Origin of the sequence: Streptomyces endophytica, from assembly GCF_026153355.1 — a bacterium.
In the GTDB taxonomy this organism is placed as follows: Bacteria; Actinomycetota; Actinomycetes; order Streptomycetales; family Streptomycetaceae; genus Streptomyces; species Streptomyces endophytica.
In genome coordinates this window covers 5,017,457-5,034,968 of record NZ_CP110636.1, presented here as the reverse complement: position 1 = coordinate 5,034,968, position 17,512 = coordinate 5,017,457, and the positions used below count along the sequence as shown (strand labels likewise).

Here is a 17,512-nt window from a genome sequence, read left to right as displayed (position 1 = left end):
GCGGGTGCACGGCCCGGCGTCCACTCGTCACCGAGAGTAATCGGGGGTCTGACAACGGCGGTCCGGCGCCGGGCCCGGACGGCCGTGCCGGGTCCGGCGCTGACCGGTGGTTCTACCGGGTGCGGTCGCGGGCCACCTGCTCGTAGAAGTGGAGGAGTTCGAGGTTGTCGACCGAGCCGGGGTTGACGGCCTTGTCGAGCGGGGTGCCCTGGAGGAGGCGTTTGACGGGGACTTCGATGCGCTTGCCGGTGAGGGTGTGCGGGACGCCGGGGGCCTCGATGATGTCGTCGGGGACGTGGCGCGGGGAGAGCTGTTCGCGGATGGTGCGCTTGATGCGGTCGCGGAGCGCGTCGTCGAGGGTGCTGCCCGGTGCGAGGTGGACGAAGAGCGGCATCCAGTAGCCGCCGTCGGGGAGTTCCAGGCCGATGACGAGGGACTCGCGGATCTCGGGGAGGCGTTCGACGGCTTCGTAGATGTCGGCGGAGCCCATCCGCACGCCCTGGCGGTTGAGGGTGGAGTCGGAGCGTCCGTGGATGATGACGCTGCCGCGGGAGGTGACGGTGATCCAGTCGCCGTGCCGCCAGACGCCGGGGTACATGTCGAAGTAGCTGTCGTGGTAGCGGGTGCCGTCGGGGTCGTTCCAGAAGCGGGTGGGCATGGACGGCATGGGGTTGGTGACGACGAGTTCGCCGACCTCGTCGATGACGGGCTTGCCCTGGGGGTCCCAGGCCTGCAGGTCGGTGCCGAGGCAGGGGGCCTGGAGTTCGCCGATGTGGACCGGGAGGGTGGGGACGGCGCCGGCGAAGCAGCTGCAGACGTCGGTGCCGCCGCTGACGGAGGCGGTCCACAGGTCGGCGCCGCTCTCCGCGAAGGAGTCGTGCAGCCAGCGGAAGCCGTCCGGGGGGAGCGGGGAGCCGGTGGTGGCGACGCAGGTGACGGCGGAGAGGTCGAGGTCGCGGGCGGGGTGGATGCCGGCCTTGCGGCAGGCCATGACGTACGCGGCGGAGGTGCCGAAGACGGTGGCGCGGGTGGCCTCGGCGACCCGCCACTGGGCGGCGATGTCGGGGTGGCCGGGGCTGCCGTCGTAGAGGACGATCGTGGAGCCCACCAGGAGGCCGGCGACGAGGAAGTTCCACATCATCCAGCCGGTGGAGGTGTACCAGAAGAACCGGTCGTCGGGGCCGAGGTCGCAGTGCAGGCCGGTCTGCTTGAGGTGTTCGAGGAGGATGCCGCCCTGGGACTGGACGATGGCCTTGGGGAGGCCGGTGGTGCCGGAAGAGTAGAGCACCCAGAGGGGGTGGTCGAAGGGGACCTGTTCGTAGACCGGTTCGGTGTCGTTTCCGGTCAGGTCCGACCAGTTGAGGGCGCCTTCGGGGGCGGGGGTGCCGAGCAGGGGGATGTGGACGACGGCGCGCAGGGTGGGGAGTTCGGCGCGGAGTTCGGTGACGGTGTCGCGGCGGTCGTGTTCCTTGCCGCCGTAGCGGTAGCCGTCGACGGTGAACAGGACGACCGGTTCGATCTGCTGGAAGCGGTCCAGGACGCTGCGGGCGCCGAAGTCGGGGGCGCAGGACGTCCAGACGCCGCCGACCGCGGCGGTGGCGAGCAGGGCGACGACGGCCTGGGGGACGTTGGGAAGGTAGCCGCTGACGCGGTCGCCGGGGCGGACGCCGAGGCGGCGGAGTTCGGCGGCCAGCGAGCCGACCTGGGCGCGCAGCTCGCGCCAGGATACGGGGGTCGGTTCGTGGGTCTCGTCGACGTAGAGCAGCGCGGGCTCGTCGGCGCGGGCCGGGTCCTCGGCGGCGCGCAGGGCGTGTGCGGCGTAGTTGAGGGTGGCGCCGGGGAACCAGCGGGCGCCGGGCATCGCGCGGTCGGCGAGCACGGTCTCGTAGGGGGTGGCGAAGCGGACGTCGAACCAGGCGGCGACGGCGCGCCAGAAGGCGGGGAGGTCGTCGACGGACCAGCGGTGCAGGTCGGCGTAGCTCGCGGCAGGGTCGCCCGGGGTGGGGGCGGGGGCGCCGTGGTGGGCGGCGGCCCAGGTGTGGAAGCGGGTGACCTGTGCGCCGGCGATCCGGTCCGGGCCGGGCTGCCAGAGGGGTTCCGGCCGGTGGGCGGAGTGCGGTGCGGTGGTCATGAGGCGGCTCCCGGGTGGTACGCGGCGTATGCGCCGGGCGCGCACCATGGTGGGGGTCTCCCGGCCTGACGTGTGCGCGTGACACGGCTTGTCTGGACGATGCCATGTGATCGTCTTGTGCACCAGGGCCGACCGCCCATATTCGGGGGGTGGGGGATGTGGTGTGCACACGTGGGGGGGCGGCTCGGGCGCATTCCGGCCACCGGCCGTCCCACCCCGGCCTCGGCGTGGCCGAGCGTGACCCCGTGCAGGTGAACGGCAGTTGAACGATGCCCGCCCACCCGGGCGTCAATGGCAGGCTGACCGGCATGGACGGGCGTGATCTGGTGCGATCGGTACGGGTGGTCAGGGCGGTCGGGCCGGCGCAGGGGCTCCGCTCCGTGCGCGCGGCGTGGCGGGCGCGGCGGGCGGATGCGGTGGCGCTGCCGACGCGTGCGCCGGAGCGGGCGCGGGTGCCGGGGGCGGCCACGGGGGCGGAGCCGCAGCCGGGCGGCGGGGTGATCCATTTCGCGCGGTCGTCGCTGCGGGTGCGGGTGGCGACCGGTGGTGCGGTGTTCTGCGGCTGGGACGGTGCCGGGCCGGAGCCGTCGTACGCGCTGGCCGGGGCGTGTCCCGAGGTGGACGCGCGGGCGGTGCTGGAGCCCGATACGGAGGGCGGCTGGCGGGTGGTGTCCGAGCGGGTGCTGGTGGCGGTGTCCCGGCACGGCGCGGTGGAGGTGCGCACGCCGGGCGGGGCGGTGCTGCGGCGCGAGCTGCCGCCGCGCTGGTGGGACCGTACGGCGGGGCCGGACGGGGCGGGCGAGCGGGCCGGGCGGCCGGAGGGCAGTGACGGGTCGCGGTGGGTGCAGCGGTCGGAGGTGGCGGCCGATGCGCGGTTCTTCGGGCTGGGCGGCCGGGCGCACGGGCCGCGGCTGCGGGACGGCGCCTACCGGTTGTGGAACACCGATCCGGGCGGCGCGTTCGTGCCGGGGGACGATCCGCTGTCGCTGACGATGCCGGTGCAGTTGGTGGTGGCGGACGCCGGAACACATCTGGTTTTTCACGACAATTCGTGGGACGGCCGGGTGCTGCTGCGCGAGGGGGCGGAGGGCGCCGGTTCCGGGCACGACCGGCCGGGCACGTGTGAGGTGCGGATGGACGGCGGGCCGCTGCGCTACTGGGTGCTGGCCGGAACCCCGGCCCGGGTGCTGCAGATGTGGACGGCGCTGACCGGTGCGCCCGCGCTGCCGCCCCGGTGGGCGCTGGGGTACCAGCACGCCCGTTGGGGGTTCGGCGGCCAGGACGAGGTGCGCCGGATCGTGGCCGGCTACAAGGAGCGGGAGCTTCCGCTGTCGGCCGTCCATCTGGACATCGACCACTTCGACCGGCACCGGGTCTTCACCGTGGACCGTGCGCGCTATCCGGATCTGCCGGGCCTGGCGCGGGAGTTGCGGGCCGACGGGGTGCGGCTGGTGTCGATCGTGGATCCGGCGGTGAAGGCGGAGCCGGGGGTCGCGGTCTACGAGGGCGGGGCGGCGGCCGACGCCTTCGTACGGGACGCGCGGGGGCGGGAGGTGCGCGGGGTGGTGTGGCCGGGTGAGTCGGTGTACCCGGACTTCACCGATACGCGGGTGCGCAAGTGGTGGGGTGCGCTGTACGCCGAGCGGCTGGCGCAGGGGTTCTCGGGCTTCTGGCACGACATGAACGAGCCGGTGTCGTTCGCGCCGTTCGGGGAGCAGACGCTGCCGCGTTCGGCCCGGCACGCGCTGGAGGGGCGGGGCGGGGACCACCGGGAGGCGCACAACGTCTACGGGCTGGCGATGGCCCGGGCGGGCTTCGAGGGGCTGTGTGAACTGCGGCCCGACGAGCGGCCGTTCCTGTTCTCCCGGGCCGGCTGGGCGGGGCTCCAGAGGTACGGGGGCACCTGGTCGGGGGATGTCGCGACGGGCTGGGAGGGACTGCGGGCCTCGCTGTCGCTCGTCCTGGGGCTGGGGCTGTGCGGGGTGCCCTACAGCGGACCGGACGTCGGCGGGTTCTCCGGGGCGCCGTCGCCGGAGCTGTATGTGCGGTGGTTCCAACTGGGCGCGTACCTGCCGCTGTTCCGGACGCATTCGGCGGTGTGGGCGGGCCGCAGGGAGCCGTGGGAATTCGGCATAGCCGCGCTCGGCCACGCCCGGGCGGCGCTGCGGGAGCGGCAGCGCCTGCTTCCGTACTTCGTGACGCTGGGCCAGTTGGCGCGGCTGGCGGGGGCGCCGTATGTGCGGCCGGTGTGGTGGAGTTCGCCGCGGGACCGGGCGCTGCGGGACTGCGGGGACGCGTTCCTGCTGGGGGACGCGCTGCTGGTGGCGCCGGTGCTGCAGGCGGGGGTGACCCGGCGGGCGGTGCGGCTGCCGCGCGGGCGGTGGTACGACACCGCGACCGGGCGGGCGTACGAGGGTCCCGGGCAGGTGTGGGTGGACGCGCCGCTGTCGCGGATCCCGGTGCTGGCGCGGGCGGGGGCGGTGCTTCCGGTGGCGGACGGGGACGGGGGGACACAGCTGGAGGTGTGGGCCCCGGTGGCCGGCCGGGAGGGCGGCGGGCTGGTGGTTCCGGACGCCGGGGACGGCTGGCAACGGCCGACGGTGGAGCGCTTCGTGACGCGGCGGGAGGCGGACGGCCGGGTGGTCGTGGAGCGGCGGGACGGTGGCGCGGTGGGGTATCGCGTACGGGTGCGGGGGCTGGCGGAGGAGGTGCCGGCGGGGGCGGACGGGTGACGGGGGGCATCCCCGTCCCGGGACGTGCGGGCCGGTGGGCGGGGTCTTCCGCGGAGCCGCCGCTCCTGATAGACGGGGGCCATGCCGAGACCGATACGCGCTGCCGCGCTGCGCGGCGCCGCCACCGCCGCCGCTGCCGCCGCCCTGCTGGCCGTCACCGCGCTCTCCCCCGCCGCGGCGGCCCCGACCGCCCGGCCCGCTCCGCCGTCGGCGCCGGCCCACGATCCCAAGGCGCCCGAGGAGTTCGTCGCCCTGCGGGACGTCGATCCGACCGTCCTCCAGGAGATGCGCTACCCCACCCCGCACAACTTCATGGGCGTCCCGGTGACCGGGTACCGGGCGCCGATGTGTCTGCTGACCAGGGACGCGGCGCGGGCGCTGCACCGGGCGCAGCGTTCGTTCCTGCGCCGCGGCTACTCCCTCAAGGTGTACGACTGCTACCGGCCGCAGCGTGCCGTGAACCACTTCGTGGCGTGGGCCAAGGACCTCGGCGACCAGCGGATGAAGGGCGAGTTCTATCCGCGGGTCGACAAGTCGACGTTGTTCCGGGACGGCTACATCGCCGAGAAGTCCGGGCACAGCCGGGGCAGTACGGTCGATCTGACGCTGGTGCGGCTGCCCGCGGCGCCGACCCGGCCGTATGTGCCGGGTGAGCCGCTGACGCCCTGTTACGGGCCGCGGGCGGCCCGCTTCCCGGACAACTCGCTGGACATGGGCACCGGGTTCGACTGCTTCGACACCCTGGCGCACACCCTCGACCCCCGGATCACTGGGGTGCAGCGGGCGAACCGGCTGCTGCTCAAGGACGGCCTGGAGCGGGCGGGGTTCGTCAACTACGCGGCCGAGTGGTGGCACTACACCTTCACCCCGGAGACGTTCCCGGACACCTATTTCGACTTCCCGGTGTCCCGCCGGTCGCTGACCGGGCACCGGCCGCGCGGCTGAGGTAACGGACGTGCCCGGGCGGGGCGTTCAGGAACCGTCCCGGCCCGGGCGCAGCAGGGCCGGGTGCAGCAGGGCGGCACCGCCCGCGCGGTAGAGACGGGCCCGCGGGCCGCCGCGGGCTCCCCCGCGGGCCGCGGTGGAGCCGGTGGGCTCGACGAAGCCGGGGACGGAGAGCACCTTGCGGTGGAAGTTGCCGGCGTGCAGCGGGCTGCCCAGACGGACTCGTAGACGCCGCGGAGTTCGGCGACGGTGAATTCCTCGCCGAGGAAGGCGGTGGCCAGCGGGGTGTACTCGATCTTGGCGCGGGCCCGGTCCAGGCCGTCGGCGACGATCCGGGCGTGGTCGAAGGCGAGCGGCAGCGGGGCCGGTGTTTCCGGGCCCGGCGCGGCGGCGTCGGGGGTCCGGGGCACGGAATCACCCCCGTCGATCCCGTGCCCCGGACCCTGTTCTGAGGGACGCGGGCGGGCCGCGTCCGGTTCGCCTACGGTCCGGGCCGTACGGTCCCGGTCCGCGGCATCGCTCCCCGGGGCCGCCGCCCGGTCCGTAGGGCCGTCCCGGCGCGCGCCGAGGTCGAGCCGGGAGACCGGGATCCAGGCCGCGGCGGTCGCGTCGCCGCCGCCGCGGGCCTCGGGGAGGTCGGGGGCGAAGGCGAGGTAGGCGACGGTGACGACCGGCATCCGCGGGTCGCGCGCCGGCTCGCCGTAGGAGCCGAGCTGTTCGAGGTGGACGCGTTCCAGGTGGGCGGCGTCCAGGCCGGTTTCCTCGGCGAGTTCGCGGGCCGCGGCCGCGTCGAGGGACTCCCGGCCGGCGCGGACGAAGCCGCCGGGCAGGGCCCAGGCGCCGCGGAAGGGGCGGCCGCCGCGTTCGACGAGCAGGACGTGCAGTGCGCCGCCGCGCAGGGTGAGCGCGACGATGTCGACGGTCACCGCGATGGCGGGGAAGTCCCGGGGGTCGTAGGCGGCCAGGAAAGCGCCGTCGTCGTCCCCGGCGCCAACGCCCTTGGTGCGCCGGTCCTTTCCTGCCATGGCAATCCCCTCCCCCGCGGTCGCGCAGTTGTTCTCACTCTGAGTTTTTCTCGGAGCGAGAACAACATAGCAACCGGCCGCGGACCCGGTCCAGTCCGTTCCCGGCGCATCGCACGTCCCGGGCCCGGTCGAACGCCGTGTGTGCATGGCGGGGACCGTCGTCCGCACGCTCCGGAAGGATGCGTGAACAGTGCGTTAATCAGACATCCCGATGGGTCACGGAGGGGCATGCTGCTGCCCGTGCCTGCGTGGACGGACCAGCTTCGCTTCGCCTTCCAGCCCGTGGTGAACCTCTCGACCGGTTCGGTCGCGGCGATGGAGATACTCGCCCGCCCCGAGCCGGGTGCGGCCGACGTCCTGACGTCCGCGCGGCGCTGCCCGGACCTGGACGCCGAACTGGCCGCGCTCGCGGTGCGGGCGGCGTCGCACCAGGAGACCCTGCTGCCGCTGCACGTCAACGTCTTCGCCGGCACGGTCGCCGAGCTGCCCCGGCTGACGTCGCTGACCAAGGCCGTGCACGAGGTGGGCCGGCGGCCCTGGGAGGTCACCCTGGACATCGGCGGGCCGTTCCTCCACGTACCGGGCGCGGCGCTGCTGGAGTCGGTGGCGGTGCTGCGTGAGGAGGGCTTCCGGATCTGTGCGGACGGGGTCGGGGACGGCGATCTGCCGCTGCGGCTGCTCGGCGCGCTCGCCCCGGACCTGGTCAAGCTCGACGCCTCGCTCTGCGCGGGGCTCGACTCCGACCGGGGGCGGCAGGCGGTGGTGGCCGCGATGCGGGAGCTGTGCGAGCGGACCGGCGGGCTGCTGGCCATCGAGGGGGTGGAGACCGAGCGGCAGTACGCGGCGGTCCGGGACGCCGGGGTGCAGCTGGCGCAGGGCCATCTGTTCGCCCCGCCGGCACGGCGGCCGGCCACCGACGTGTATCTGCCGCCGTCGGTGTCCCCGGTGGTGAGCGGGCCCGCCGCGGCGACGTACCGTCCGCCGTCCGGGCCACCGGTGGCGCAGTTCCTGCAGCCGGCCGCGCTGTTGCCGATGACGGCGTCGGCGGGCGCGGTGCGCAGCCATCTCACCGGCTTCCCCGAGGTGTCGGGGGTGCTGCTGGTGGACACCGACGGGGTGCCGGTCCGGGCGATCGACCGGGACCGGTTCCTGCTGTCGCTGTCCGGGCGGTACGGGCACGCGCTGTACGCGGACCGGCCGGCGCTGCGGCTGGCGGACCGGCCGCGGACGGTCGGCGCGGACGCCACCGCCTGGCAGGTGCTCGACGTGATCGCGGAGGGCGACCGGGACCGTACCGGGGACGACGTGGCGGTGGTGGACGAGCGGGGCCGGTGCATGGGCGTGGTGCACCTCGCGGACATCCTGCGGGCGCTGGCGGAGAGCCGGGTGGAGGAGGCGGCCCGGCTCAACCCGCTGACCCGGCTGCCCGGTTCGGACGAGGTCAACGCGGAGGTGGACCGGCGGATCGCCGAGGGGCGGGCATTCGCCCTGAGCTGGCTGGACGTGGACGGGTTCAAGCAGGTCAACGACGGTGCCGGGTTCGCGGCGGGCGATGAGCTGATCCGGTCGGTGGGGCGGACGCTGGCGGGGGTCGCGGCGGACGAGCCGTCCTGCCGGGTGGGCCACATCGGGGGTGACGACTTCCTGGTGCTGGCCGAGCCGGGCGGGCTGGCGCCGTTCGCGGCCGCGCTGCTGGACGTGGTCTGGGAGGCGGGCGGACGGCCGGTGACACTGTCACTGGCGACGGTGGTGTGCCCGCCCGGCAGCGTCGGCGGGCACCACGAGGCGGCGGCGGCGCTGGCCCCGCTGAAGAAGGAGGCCAAGGCGCTGCCGGGGGCGAGCTGGGTGGTGGGCCGGCCGGGTTCGGTGTGTACGGAGGTGCGCCGGGGGATGGCCCGGGTGCCGGATCAGGCCGGGCCGGAGGGGCTGCGGGCGCGGGGCTGACGGCCGTCGGGCGGCGCGGGGAAGGCTGCCGTCCGCGGTCAACATCCGCTGTGGTGGGCGACCTTGACGCCCCCTCAGCCCGGGTGAACACTTCCCCGTGCCAAGTCGGCACCGCCGCACTCAGGCACCCCGGCCGGGTGGCAGCGGCTGCCCGCTGCCCGCCGGTGGCAACGCACCCTGCACGGAGGACCGGGGGACGTCCCCGGGCCAGGGACAAGGAGCCGCCATGTATTCCAATGGGGACATCGTCGTCGGTGAAGTGATCGGTACCGCGATCCTGATCCTCTTCGGCGCGGGGGTGTGCGCCGCGGTCACGCTGCACCACTCCAAGGCACGGGCGGCCGGCTGGGTCGTGATCGCCTTCGGCTGGGGCATGGGCGTGCTGGCCGGGGCGTACACCGCGGCGCCGCTGTCCGGCGGGCACCTCAATCCGGCGGTGACGGTCGGCTCGGCGGTCGCGGGCGGGACGCCGTGGTCGAAGGTGCCGGTGTACGTGCTGGCGCAGATGGTGGGCGCGGCGATCGGGGCGGTGCTGGCCTGGGCGCTGTACTACGCCCAGTTCGCCGCGAACGCCGACCGGGACAAGGCACAGCCGACGCTGGGGGTCTTCTCCACCGCTCCGGAGATCCGCAAGCCGGCGGCCAACCTCGTCACCGAGGTCATCGCCACCGTCGGCCTGGTGCTGCCGCTGCTGTTCTTCGGCGAGAACAAGGGCATCGGGATCGGGCAGGTGCCCGGCGAGCGGGCCGGGGTCTACGGCTCGGGCATCAATGTGCTGCTGGTCGCGCTGCTGGTGGTCGGGATCGGGCTGTCGCTGGGCGGGCCGACCGGTTACGCGATCAACCCGGCGCGGGACCTCGGTCCGCGCGTGGTGCACGCCCTGCTGCCGATCCCCAACAAGGGGTCGTCGGACTGGGGTTACGCCTGGATACCGGTGGCCGGGCCGCTGATCGGCGCGGTGCTCTCCGGACTGGTCTACCGGGCGGCATTCTGACCGGTGCGGCCGCACGAAGGCGGGCGCACCACGGGTGCGACCCGGGTACCCACTCGGAGCCAGGAGGCCTGACGGCATGAACCAGCACACCGAGAAGTACGTCGCCGCGATCGATCAGGGCACCACGTCGAGCCGCTGCATCATCTTCGACCACGACGGGTCGATCGTCGCCGTGGACCAGCGCGAGCACCGGCAGATCTTCCCCCGGCCCGGCTGGGTGGAGCACGACGCGACGGAGATCTGGACGAAGGTGCAGGCCGTGGTGGCGGGTGCGCTCACCAAGGCGGGGCTGCGCGCCGACCAGCTCAGCGCGCTGGGCATCACCAACCAGCGGGAGACCACGGTGCTGTGGGACCGGGCCACCGGCCGGCCGGTGCACCACGCGATCGTCTGGCAGGACACCCGGACCTCGCAGCTGTGCGCGGAACTGGGCGGCGCGGACGGCCAGGACCGCTTCCGCGAGGCCACCGGCCTGCCGCTGGCGAGCTACTTCTCCGGGCCGAAGGCGGCCTGGCTGCTGGACGAGGTGCCGGGCCTGCGGGCGCGTGCCGAGCGCGGCGAGATCGCGTTCGGCACCATCGACTCCTGGCTGATCTGGAACCTGACCGGCGGTATCGACGGCGGGGTGCACGTCACGGACGTGACCAACGCGGGCCGCACGATGCTGATGAACCTGGCGACCCTGCAGTGGGATCCGGCGATCCTGTCCGCGATGAACGTGCCCGCCGCGATGCTGCCGGAGATCCGGTCGTCGGCGGAGGTGTACGGCTCCGCGGTGGGCCAGCTCCAGGGGGTGCCGGTGGCGTCCGCGCTGGGTGACCAGCAGGCGGCGGTCTTCGGGCAGACCTGTTACGGCGTCGGCGAGGCCAAGAACACCTACGGCACCGGCTCGTTCCTGCTGCTCAACACCGGCAACCGCCCGGTGGCGTCCAAGAGCGGGCTGCTGACGACCATGGGCTACCAGCTGGGCGGTGAGGACCCGGTCTACTGCCTGGAGGGGTCCATCGCCATCACGGGCGCGCTGGTGCAGTGGTTCCGCGACCAGCTCGGCATCATCTCCTCGGCCGAGGAGATCGAGTCGCTGGCGGCGAGCGTCCCGGACAACGGCGGGGCGTACATCGTGCCGGCGTTCTCCGGTCTCTTCGCGCCGTATTGGCGCTCCGACGCCCGCGGGGTGATCACCGGTCTGACCGGTTTCGTCACCAAGGCGCATCTGGCCCGTGCCGTTCTGGAGGCGACCAGCTGGCAGACCCGGGAGGTGGTGGACGCGATGTTCCAGGACTCCGGGGTGCGGATCACCCAGCTGAAGGTGGACGGCGGGATGACCGCCAACAAGCTGCTGATGCAGCATCAGGCGGATGTGCTGGGCGTGCCGGTGATCCGGCCGGTGATCTCGGAGACCACCTGTCTGGGCGCGGCCTACGCGGCGGGCCTGGCCACCGGTGTCTGGCAGGACCTGGACGAGCTGCGGAGCCACTGGAAGCGCGACACGGAATGGGTGCCGCGGATGGACGGTGCGGTCCGGGACCGCGAGTACGCCAACTGGCGGCGGGCGGTGGAGCGGAGCTTCGGCTGGCTGACCGAGGACGGCTCGGCGGCGTCGTAGCGGCGGGCGGCGGACGTACGGCCCGGGCCCCGGACGGCGGGGTGCGGGCCGTACCCGTGCCCTGGCTCCCCCGGTCAGGGCAGTGCGGGCTCCGGGCGCCGGCCGCGGGTCCGCATCGCGTGCTCGACGACGGCGATCAGCACGTCCCGGGCCGAGTCCCGCTCCCGGGCGTCGCAGAGCACCACCGGCACGTCGGGGTCGAGGTCCAGGGCGTCGCGGACCGCCTCGGGCGGGTAGCGGTCGGCGCCGTCGAAGCAGTTGACGGCGACGGTGAAGGGCAGTCCGCGGCGCTCGAAGTAGTCGATCGCGGCGAAGCTGTCTGCGAGCCGGCGGGTGTCGGCGAGGACGACCGCGCCCAGCGCACCGCGGGCGAGTTCGTCCCAGAGGAACCAGAAGCGGTCCTGTCCGGGGGTGCCGAAGAGGTAGAGGACCAGCTGGTCGTTGACGGTGATCCGCCCGAAGTCCATGGCGACGGTGGTGCTGTTCTTGGCCTCCACCCCGTGGAGGTCGTCGACCGGGCGGCCGGCCTCGGTCAGCCGCTCCTCGGTGCGCAGCGGTTTGATCTCGCTGACGGCGCCGACCAGTGTGGTCTTGCCGACCCCGAAGCCGCCCGCCACCAGGATCTTGAGCGTCACCGGATCGGCGGCGGCGGTCTGCTGACGACGGTCGGAACGCCCGAAGACCATGGGTACCTTCTCCTGAATTGCCGGGTGTGCGGGCGGTGCTCACGTCTGCGCCCCCGGGCGTGGTGGGGAGCGGGCAGCAGGCGCACAGGCACCGTACAACGTGCTCGGCGCGGCGCCCACTTGAGATCCGTCACGCTTGGGACACGGCCACCGGCACGGCCGTTCAGCGCGGGGCGAGGGTCTCCGGCCGGTCCAGGAGGCCCAGCAGGCTCACATGGCCGGCCTCGATGAAGGCGCAGAGCTCCTCCTCGGTGCCGTGCTCCGCCATCTGCCAGGTGATGGCGGCCTCTTCGGCGAACGCCATCCAGGCGCGGGTGGCGACCTCCAGCCGCGGGGCCTGCGGCAGGCCGAGCCGCCGCTGCCCGTCGCGGACCCGGCGGGCGATGGTGGCGCGGGTCCCGTCGACCAGGTCGGCGACCGCGGGGTGGCTGCCCGCCGCGCCGCGGACCAGGGCGAGGTACACCTGCCGGTGTTCCAGGACGTAGGCCACGAAGCCGGCGATGAAGGCGCGCATCCAGGCGACCGGCTCCAGGCCGGCGTCCGGTTCGGTGGCGGCGGTGAAGCGGTCGCACTCGGCGCGGACCACGGCGCGGTAGAAGTCGCGCTTGGAGTCGAAGTAGTGGAAGAGCAGCCCGCGGGAGATGCCGGCGCGCCGGGCGACCTCGTCGGTGGACAGTTCGTCCAGGGTCCGGTCGGCGAGCATCTCCAGCCCGATGCCGACCAGTTGCTCCCGGCGCTGGTCGGGGGTGAGTCGGGTGCCTCGCTTGCCGGACATGCCCGCAGTGTACGGCGGTGCCGGGCCGGGTCCGCGGGGCCGCGGCGGCCCGGCCTGCCGTCAGACGTGCCGGGCGAGGTGGTCGAGGATCGCGGGCGTGACGAGCCCGGGGACCTCTTCGGGGAGCCAGTGGCTGGCGCCCTGAAGGGCCTCGAAGCGGTAGGGGCCGTCCACCCACTCCCCCGTCGACTCGGCCGCGCCCCGGCCCAGGGCGACGTCCTCGCTGCCCCAGAGGAAGAGGGTGGGCACGGCGATCCGGCCGGCCGGCACCGAGATGACGGACTCCGGGGCGCGGTACCAGTTGAGGGTGGCGGTGAGCGCGCCCGGTGCGGAGAGCCGGCGGACGTTGCCGTCGACCAGCGCCTGGGGGACCTTGCCGCCGTAGACGGCGCGCAGCCGGGCCGCGTCGTCGGCGAGCAGGGCCCCCTCGGCGGCGCCGTCGTCGCGGCGGAAGAAGCGGACGTAGTCGAGCCGGTGATGCTGTGTCGGGTCCTCGGCGGCGGCCCGGTTGAGGGCCTCCGGGTGCGGGGTGGCCAGCACGCTGAGGGACTTCAGCCGCTCGGGGTGGGCGCCGGCCAGCGCCCAGGCGACCATGCCGCCCCAGTCGTGGGAGACCAGGTGGAAGCGGCCGGCGCCGTGGGAGTCGGCGAACGCGAGGGCGTCGGCGACGAGTTCGGGCACGGCGTAGTCGGCGATCCGGGGCGGGCGGGCGCCGGGGGCGTAGCCGCGCTGGTCGACGGCGACGGCCCGGTAGCCGGCCGCGCCGAGGGCGGGCAGCACCTCGCTCCAGGAGTCGGCGAACTCCGGCCAGCCGTGCAGCAGCAGGACGAGGTCCCCGCCGGCGGGCCCGCAGGCCAGGGCGTCATGGGTGTGCGGCCCGACCTGGATCTCCAGGCGCTCGAAGGGGGCCGGGTCCGGGGTGGCGTCGGTGGCCATGGCGGTGCCTCTCGTCCGGTGGCGGCCGGCTGCGGTGACGGCTGAGCACGGCCGCGATGGCAACGGAACAACTGATCACCGACCCTAACCCGCTGTTGACCGTTGCTCAACAAGGCTCGGCGGTGCCCGCCGGGCCGGGCGTAGGGTGAGAACGGACGCGAGCCGCATCCGGAGCGGAGTGCGCGATGAACCGACGCCGCGGCACCGGGCCGTCACCCGAGGAACTGCTCGCCATCCTCGGCCGGCTCACCGGCCAGGTCATGGAACGGATCAAGCTGCAGCAGGCACGGGTGGCACTGGCCGTGGAACTGCAGCGGCACATGCTCCCGCCGGAGCTCCCGGGCCTGCGGGGGCTGACCACCGCGGCCCGCTACGTCCCGGCGCAGACCGGGCTGGACATCGGCGGGGACTGGTACGACGCCTTCGCCCTGCCGGACGGCTCGCTCGGCTTCGTCATCGGCGACGTCCAGGGCCACGACGTGGAGGCCGCCGCCTTCATGGGCCAGGTCCGCACCGGCCTGCGCGCGGTCGCGGGCGCCACCACCGACCCCGGCGACGTTCTGGAGCGGGCCAACAACCTGCTGCTGTCGATGAGCTCCGACCTCCTGGCGACCTGTACCTTCCTGCGGTTCGAGCCGACGTGCGGCGAGCTCGCCGGCGCCCGGGCCGGACATCTGCCCGCGATCTGGGGCACCGCCGCCGGCGCGGAGGTGCTCACCGACCCGGGCGGACTGCCGCTGGGGGTCTTCCCCGACCAGCGCTACCCGGTCACCCGCCGCCGGCTGGACCGGACCGGGGCGTTCGTCCTGCTCACCGACGGGGTGGTGGAGGGCCCGAGGTTCCCGATCGAGCAGGGGCTGGCCCGGGTGACCGGCATCGTCGGGGCGGCGTACGGGGCCCCGGCCGACGACCTCGCCGCCCAGGTGGTCGCGGTCGCCGATCTGACCGGCCACACGGACGACGCCGCCGTACTGGTGCTCCGTCACGACGGCGGCCCCTACGGGTAGGCGGGCACGGTGGACGGGCGGACTCCGAACGGCCCCGGCAGCCCCGGCAGCGGGGCCGGGCGGATGCTCGCGGCCACGGCGGGGCACCGGGCGCTCGCCGTGCAGATCCTGGCCACCGCGGGTGTCTACTACGGCGGCGCCCGGCTCGGTCTGCTGCAGGAACTGGTCCGCGGGCAGGTCACCCCTCTGTGGCCGCCGACCGGGATCGCCCTGACCGCACTGCTGCTGTTCGGGCCGCGGGTGTGGCCGGGCATCGCCCTGGGCGCGTTCCTGGTCAATGTGTCGCTGGGGCCGTCGTTCCTCGTCGTGTGCGCCATCGTGGCGGGCAACACGCTCGGTCCGCTGCTCTCCCTCCGGCTGCTGCGCCGGGTGGGCTTCCACACCCGGATGGACCGGCTGCGCGATGCGGTGGCGCTGGTGGGTCTCGGCGCGCTGACCGGGATGCTGGTGAGCGCCACCGTCGGCAGCGGGGTCCTGGTCCTCTCCGGGGCGCTGACCGGCGCGGACTTCTGGCCCACCTGGGCGGTGTGGTGGACCGGCGACGCGATGGGGGTACTGGTGGTCACGCCGGTGCTGCTGCTGTTGAGCACGTTCCGGTGGCCGCCCGGGGCCGCTTCCGCCCCTACCGGTGGGCGGAGGGAGTGCTGCTCGGGGTCTGCACGTTCGCCGTCACCGAGCTCGCCGTGAGCAGCTCGATGAACCTGCTCTTCCTCGTCTCGCCGTGCCTGATCTGGGCCGCGTTCCGCTTCGAGCGGGCCGGCGCGGCTCCGTGCGCGCTGCTGGTCTCGACGGTGGCGATCGTGGCCGCCGCCGAAGGCTCGGGGCCGTTCGCGCACCACGACCTGTTCACGAACATGGTCATCCTGCAGGCGTTCAACGGGATCACCGCGCTGACCGCGCTGCTGCTCGCCGCGGTCGTCACCGAGCGGCGCACCACCCACCAGCAGATCCAGCAGGTGGTCGCCCAGCTGACCGAGGCGCTCGCCCGGCTGGAGCCGGGCCGGGCCGGTGAGCAGTGGCCGCCGCCGCGCCACACGGATCAGGGCGACGGCGACGGCTGACGTCGTGGCCGGTCACAGCGCCCGCAGACCGTCGATCACCTCGCGCAGCACCTGCTCGTCCGGCAGTTCGGCCGGCGGTACCGGCCGGCTGACCCGGACCAGGGCGGCGTCGAGCAGATCGCCGATCAGCACCCGGACGACACCGACCGGCAGGTCGAGCTCGGCCGCGAGTTCGGCGACCGACAGCGGCGCGTCCCGGCACCACTCGACGATCTCGACGTGCTCCGGCGACAGCGTCTGGTCCTCGACCGTCTCCGCCGCGCGGCTCTCGGCGATCACCTGGGCGATCAGGTCGAGGCGCCCCTCCGCGGCGGTCCGCGTGCGCCCGCGCGTCATGGCGTACGGCCGGACGACGGGACCCGCTTCGTCGTCGAACCAGCGGGCCGCCTCCCGGTCGCGCGCCGCCCGGCCGTCCTGATCGCTCATGGTGTCACCGTCGTCTGGCTCAGCTGGCCGGACCGGACCGGGGCAGCGTGCCCAGGTGCGTACCCACGCGCTTGACCAGCAGGGTCATCTCGTAGGCGATCAGCCCGACGTCGGAGTCCGCGTCGGCCAGGACGGCCAGACAGCTGCCGTCGCCCGCCGCACTGACGAACAGGAACGCCTCGTCCAGCTCGACCATGGTCTGCCGGACGTGTCCCGCGCCGAAGTGCCGGCCGACGCCCTTGGCGAGGCTGTGGAAGCCGGAGGCGACCGCGGCCAGGTGCTCGCCGTCCTCCCGCGTGAGGTCCTTCGAGGCTCCGGTGGCGAGCCCGTCGCTGGAGAGGACGAGTGCCTTGCGGATCGCGCCGACCCGCTCGACCAGGTCGTCCAGGAGCCAGTTCAGCTCGCCGGATCCCTTCGCCGAGCCCGGTGTGGTGAACGCTGCTGCCTGCGGTTCGGTCATGGACCGTCCCCTCCCGATGTGGTTCCTGGTGGTGCTGTGGTGCCCGGGCCGGTGCCGTCCTGCGTGGCGCCGTCCGGGGCATCCGGATCTGTGGTGTCCGCGGCGGCCGGTGTCCCGCCGGGGTCGTGCGCGTCGTGGGGTGTGCCGTCCGCGCGGGCCTCGTCCTCCTCACTGTTGTGGCGGCGGCCGCGCTGCCAGCCGCGCTGGAGCGAGGCCATCCGGGCGCGTACCGCCTCGGCGTCGCGGTCGTCGTCCGCCGCCGGCGTGGCCGGCCGCTCCGGTCCGGGCCGGCCGCCGCCGCCGTCGGCCTTGAGCTGCGGGGCGAGGCTGGCCTGCCGCACCCGGCGGGGCAGCCCGGTGGACGTGGTGGCCGGGGGTGCCTCGCCGGGCGGCGCGGCGCCGTCGGCACCGTCCGCGGATTCCCCGGCGGAGCCCTGGGCGGCGGGCCGCTCGCCCCGGTCCCGGCCCGGTCGCGGTGCCGATCCCGGCCCCGGTCCTCGTCCCGGTCGCGCTCCCGGTCCCGGTCGTCGACCGTTCTGCCGTGGTCGGAGACCAGCACCGGCGGGCGGGGGCGGCGCGGCAACGGGGCGAGCTCGCCGCCGGGCGCCTGGTCGCGGGTCTGCTGGTGCTGCTCGCCGTCGGGGACCGGCGGTACGGGGGCGATCCCGGCGCGCGGTCCGCGCTCCCGGCCGCGGCGCGGGCCGCCGAAGAGGGCGTCCTCGTCGTCGAGCGGGCCGAGTTCCTCCGGCCGCAGCGGCGGTTCCAGTTCGACCGGCCCGTCGAC

Annotated in this window: 14 protein-coding genes and 1 pseudogene; 8 read left to right on the top strand and 7 right to left on the bottom strand. The window is 74.5% G+C overall.

Translation table 11 applies throughout. The annotated features are described in order from the left end of the window. Positions 1–112 precede the first annotated feature (112 nt). On the bottom strand, positions 113–2,131 hold the full coding sequence (locus OJ254_RS22540; protein ID WP_265363790.1) for an acetoacetate--CoA ligase: 2,019 nt from the start codon (positions 2,129–2,131) through the stop codon (positions 113–115). A gap of 308 nt (positions 2,132–2,439) precedes the next feature. Between OJ254_RS22540 and OJ254_RS22535 the strand changes: the two genes are divergently transcribed. Together OJ254_RS22535 and OJ254_RS22530 are read left to right on the top strand one after the other, a co-directional pair. Then, positions 2,440–4,863 carry a glycoside hydrolase family 31 protein gene (locus OJ254_RS22535; RefSeq protein WP_265363789.1) on the top strand — a complete coding sequence of 808 codons (2,424 nt, stop codon included), beginning with the start codon at positions 2,440–2,442 and terminating at the stop codon, positions 4,861–4,863. Positions 4,864–4,944: 81 nt separating this feature from the next. Further along, positions 4,945–5,808: a M15 family metallopeptidase gene (locus OJ254_RS22530; RefSeq protein ID WP_265363787.1), complete on the top strand. Its 864-nt coding sequence runs from the start codon at positions 4,945–4,947 to the stop codon at positions 5,806–5,808. 135 nt (positions 5,809–5,943) lie between these two features. Here the strand turns inward: OJ254_RS22530 and OJ254_RS31715 are convergent. Beyond that, a pseudogene (locus OJ254_RS31715) lies at positions 5,944–6,773 on the bottom strand (NUDIX hydrolase); the annotation flags it as partial. Between the two features lie 300 nt (positions 6,774–7,073). Here OJ254_RS31715 and OJ254_RS22515 point away from each other — a divergent pair. From OJ254_RS22515 to glpK, 3 genes are all read left to right on the top strand, one after another. Continuing rightward, the gene (locus tag OJ254_RS22515) at positions 7,074–8,777 is read left to right on the top strand and encodes a GGDEF domain-containing protein (RefSeq protein WP_265363786.1); all 1,704 of its coding nucleotides are present in this window, start codon (positions 7,074–7,076) and stop codon (positions 8,775–8,777) included. 226 nt (positions 8,778–9,003) lie between these two features. Next, a complete protein-coding gene (locus OJ254_RS22510; RefSeq protein ID WP_265363785.1) occupies positions 9,004–9,771 on the top strand; it encodes an MIP/aquaporin family protein in 768 nt (255 codons plus the stop codon). 76 nt (positions 9,772–9,847) lie between these two features. Next, complete coding sequence (gene glpK, locus OJ254_RS22505; protein WP_265363784.1) at positions 9,848–11,377, top strand: glycerol kinase GlpK; 1,530 nt, start codon at positions 9,848–9,850, stop codon at positions 11,375–11,377. Positions 11,378–11,451: 74 nt separating this feature from the next. Here glpK and OJ254_RS22500 read toward each other — a convergent pair whose 3' ends face one another. The 3 genes from OJ254_RS22500 to OJ254_RS22490 form a co-directional block, all read right to left on the bottom strand. After that, positions 11,452–12,063: a GTP-binding protein gene (locus OJ254_RS22500; protein WP_265363783.1), complete on the bottom strand. Its 612-nt coding sequence runs from the start codon at positions 12,061–12,063 to the stop codon at positions 11,452–11,454. 163 nt (positions 12,064–12,226) lie between these two features. Beyond that, positions 12,227–12,838: a TetR/AcrR family transcriptional regulator gene (locus OJ254_RS22495; RefSeq protein WP_265363782.1), complete on the bottom strand. Its 612-nt coding sequence runs from the start codon at positions 12,836–12,838 to the stop codon at positions 12,227–12,229. Between the two features lie 60 nt (positions 12,839–12,898). Further along, complete coding sequence (locus OJ254_RS22490; RefSeq protein ID WP_265363781.1) at positions 12,899–13,774, bottom strand: alpha/beta fold hydrolase; 876 nt, start codon at positions 13,772–13,774, stop codon at positions 12,899–12,901. Between the two features lie 185 nt (positions 13,775–13,959). Here OJ254_RS22490 and OJ254_RS22485 point away from each other — a divergent pair, with 185 nt between their 5' ends. The 3 genes from OJ254_RS22485 to OJ254_RS31150 are packed head-to-tail and all read left to right on the top strand — an operon-like array spanning position 13,960 to position 15,842. After that, a complete protein-coding gene (locus OJ254_RS22485; protein WP_265363780.1) occupies positions 13,960–14,781 on the top strand; it encodes a PP2C family protein-serine/threonine phosphatase in 822 nt (273 codons plus the stop codon). 9 nt (positions 14,782–14,790) lie between these two features. Further along, a complete protein-coding gene (locus OJ254_RS31155) occupies positions 14,791–15,468 on the top strand; it encodes an MASE1 domain-containing protein (RefSeq protein WP_341483642.1) in 678 nt (225 codons plus the stop codon). Continuing rightward, a complete protein-coding gene (locus tag OJ254_RS31150; protein WP_341483641.1) occupies positions 15,465–15,842 on the top strand; it encodes an MASE1 domain-containing protein in 378 nt (125 codons plus the stop codon). The genes OJ254_RS31155 and OJ254_RS31150 overlap by 4 nt, the downstream gene beginning before the upstream one ends. Positions 15,843–15,854: 12 nt before the next feature. Here the strand turns inward: OJ254_RS31150 and OJ254_RS22475 are convergent, their stop codons facing one another. Further along, positions 15,855–16,268: a DUF742 domain-containing protein gene (locus OJ254_RS22475; RefSeq protein ID WP_261952831.1), complete on the bottom strand. Its 414-nt coding sequence runs from the start codon at positions 16,266–16,268 to the stop codon at positions 15,855–15,857. A 19-nt stretch (positions 16,269–16,287) separates the two neighbouring features. Then, a complete protein-coding gene (locus OJ254_RS22470; RefSeq protein WP_261952830.1) occupies positions 16,288–16,728 on the bottom strand; it encodes a roadblock/LC7 domain-containing protein in 441 nt (146 codons plus the stop codon). Between the last annotated feature and the right edge of the window lie 784 nt (positions 16,729–17,512).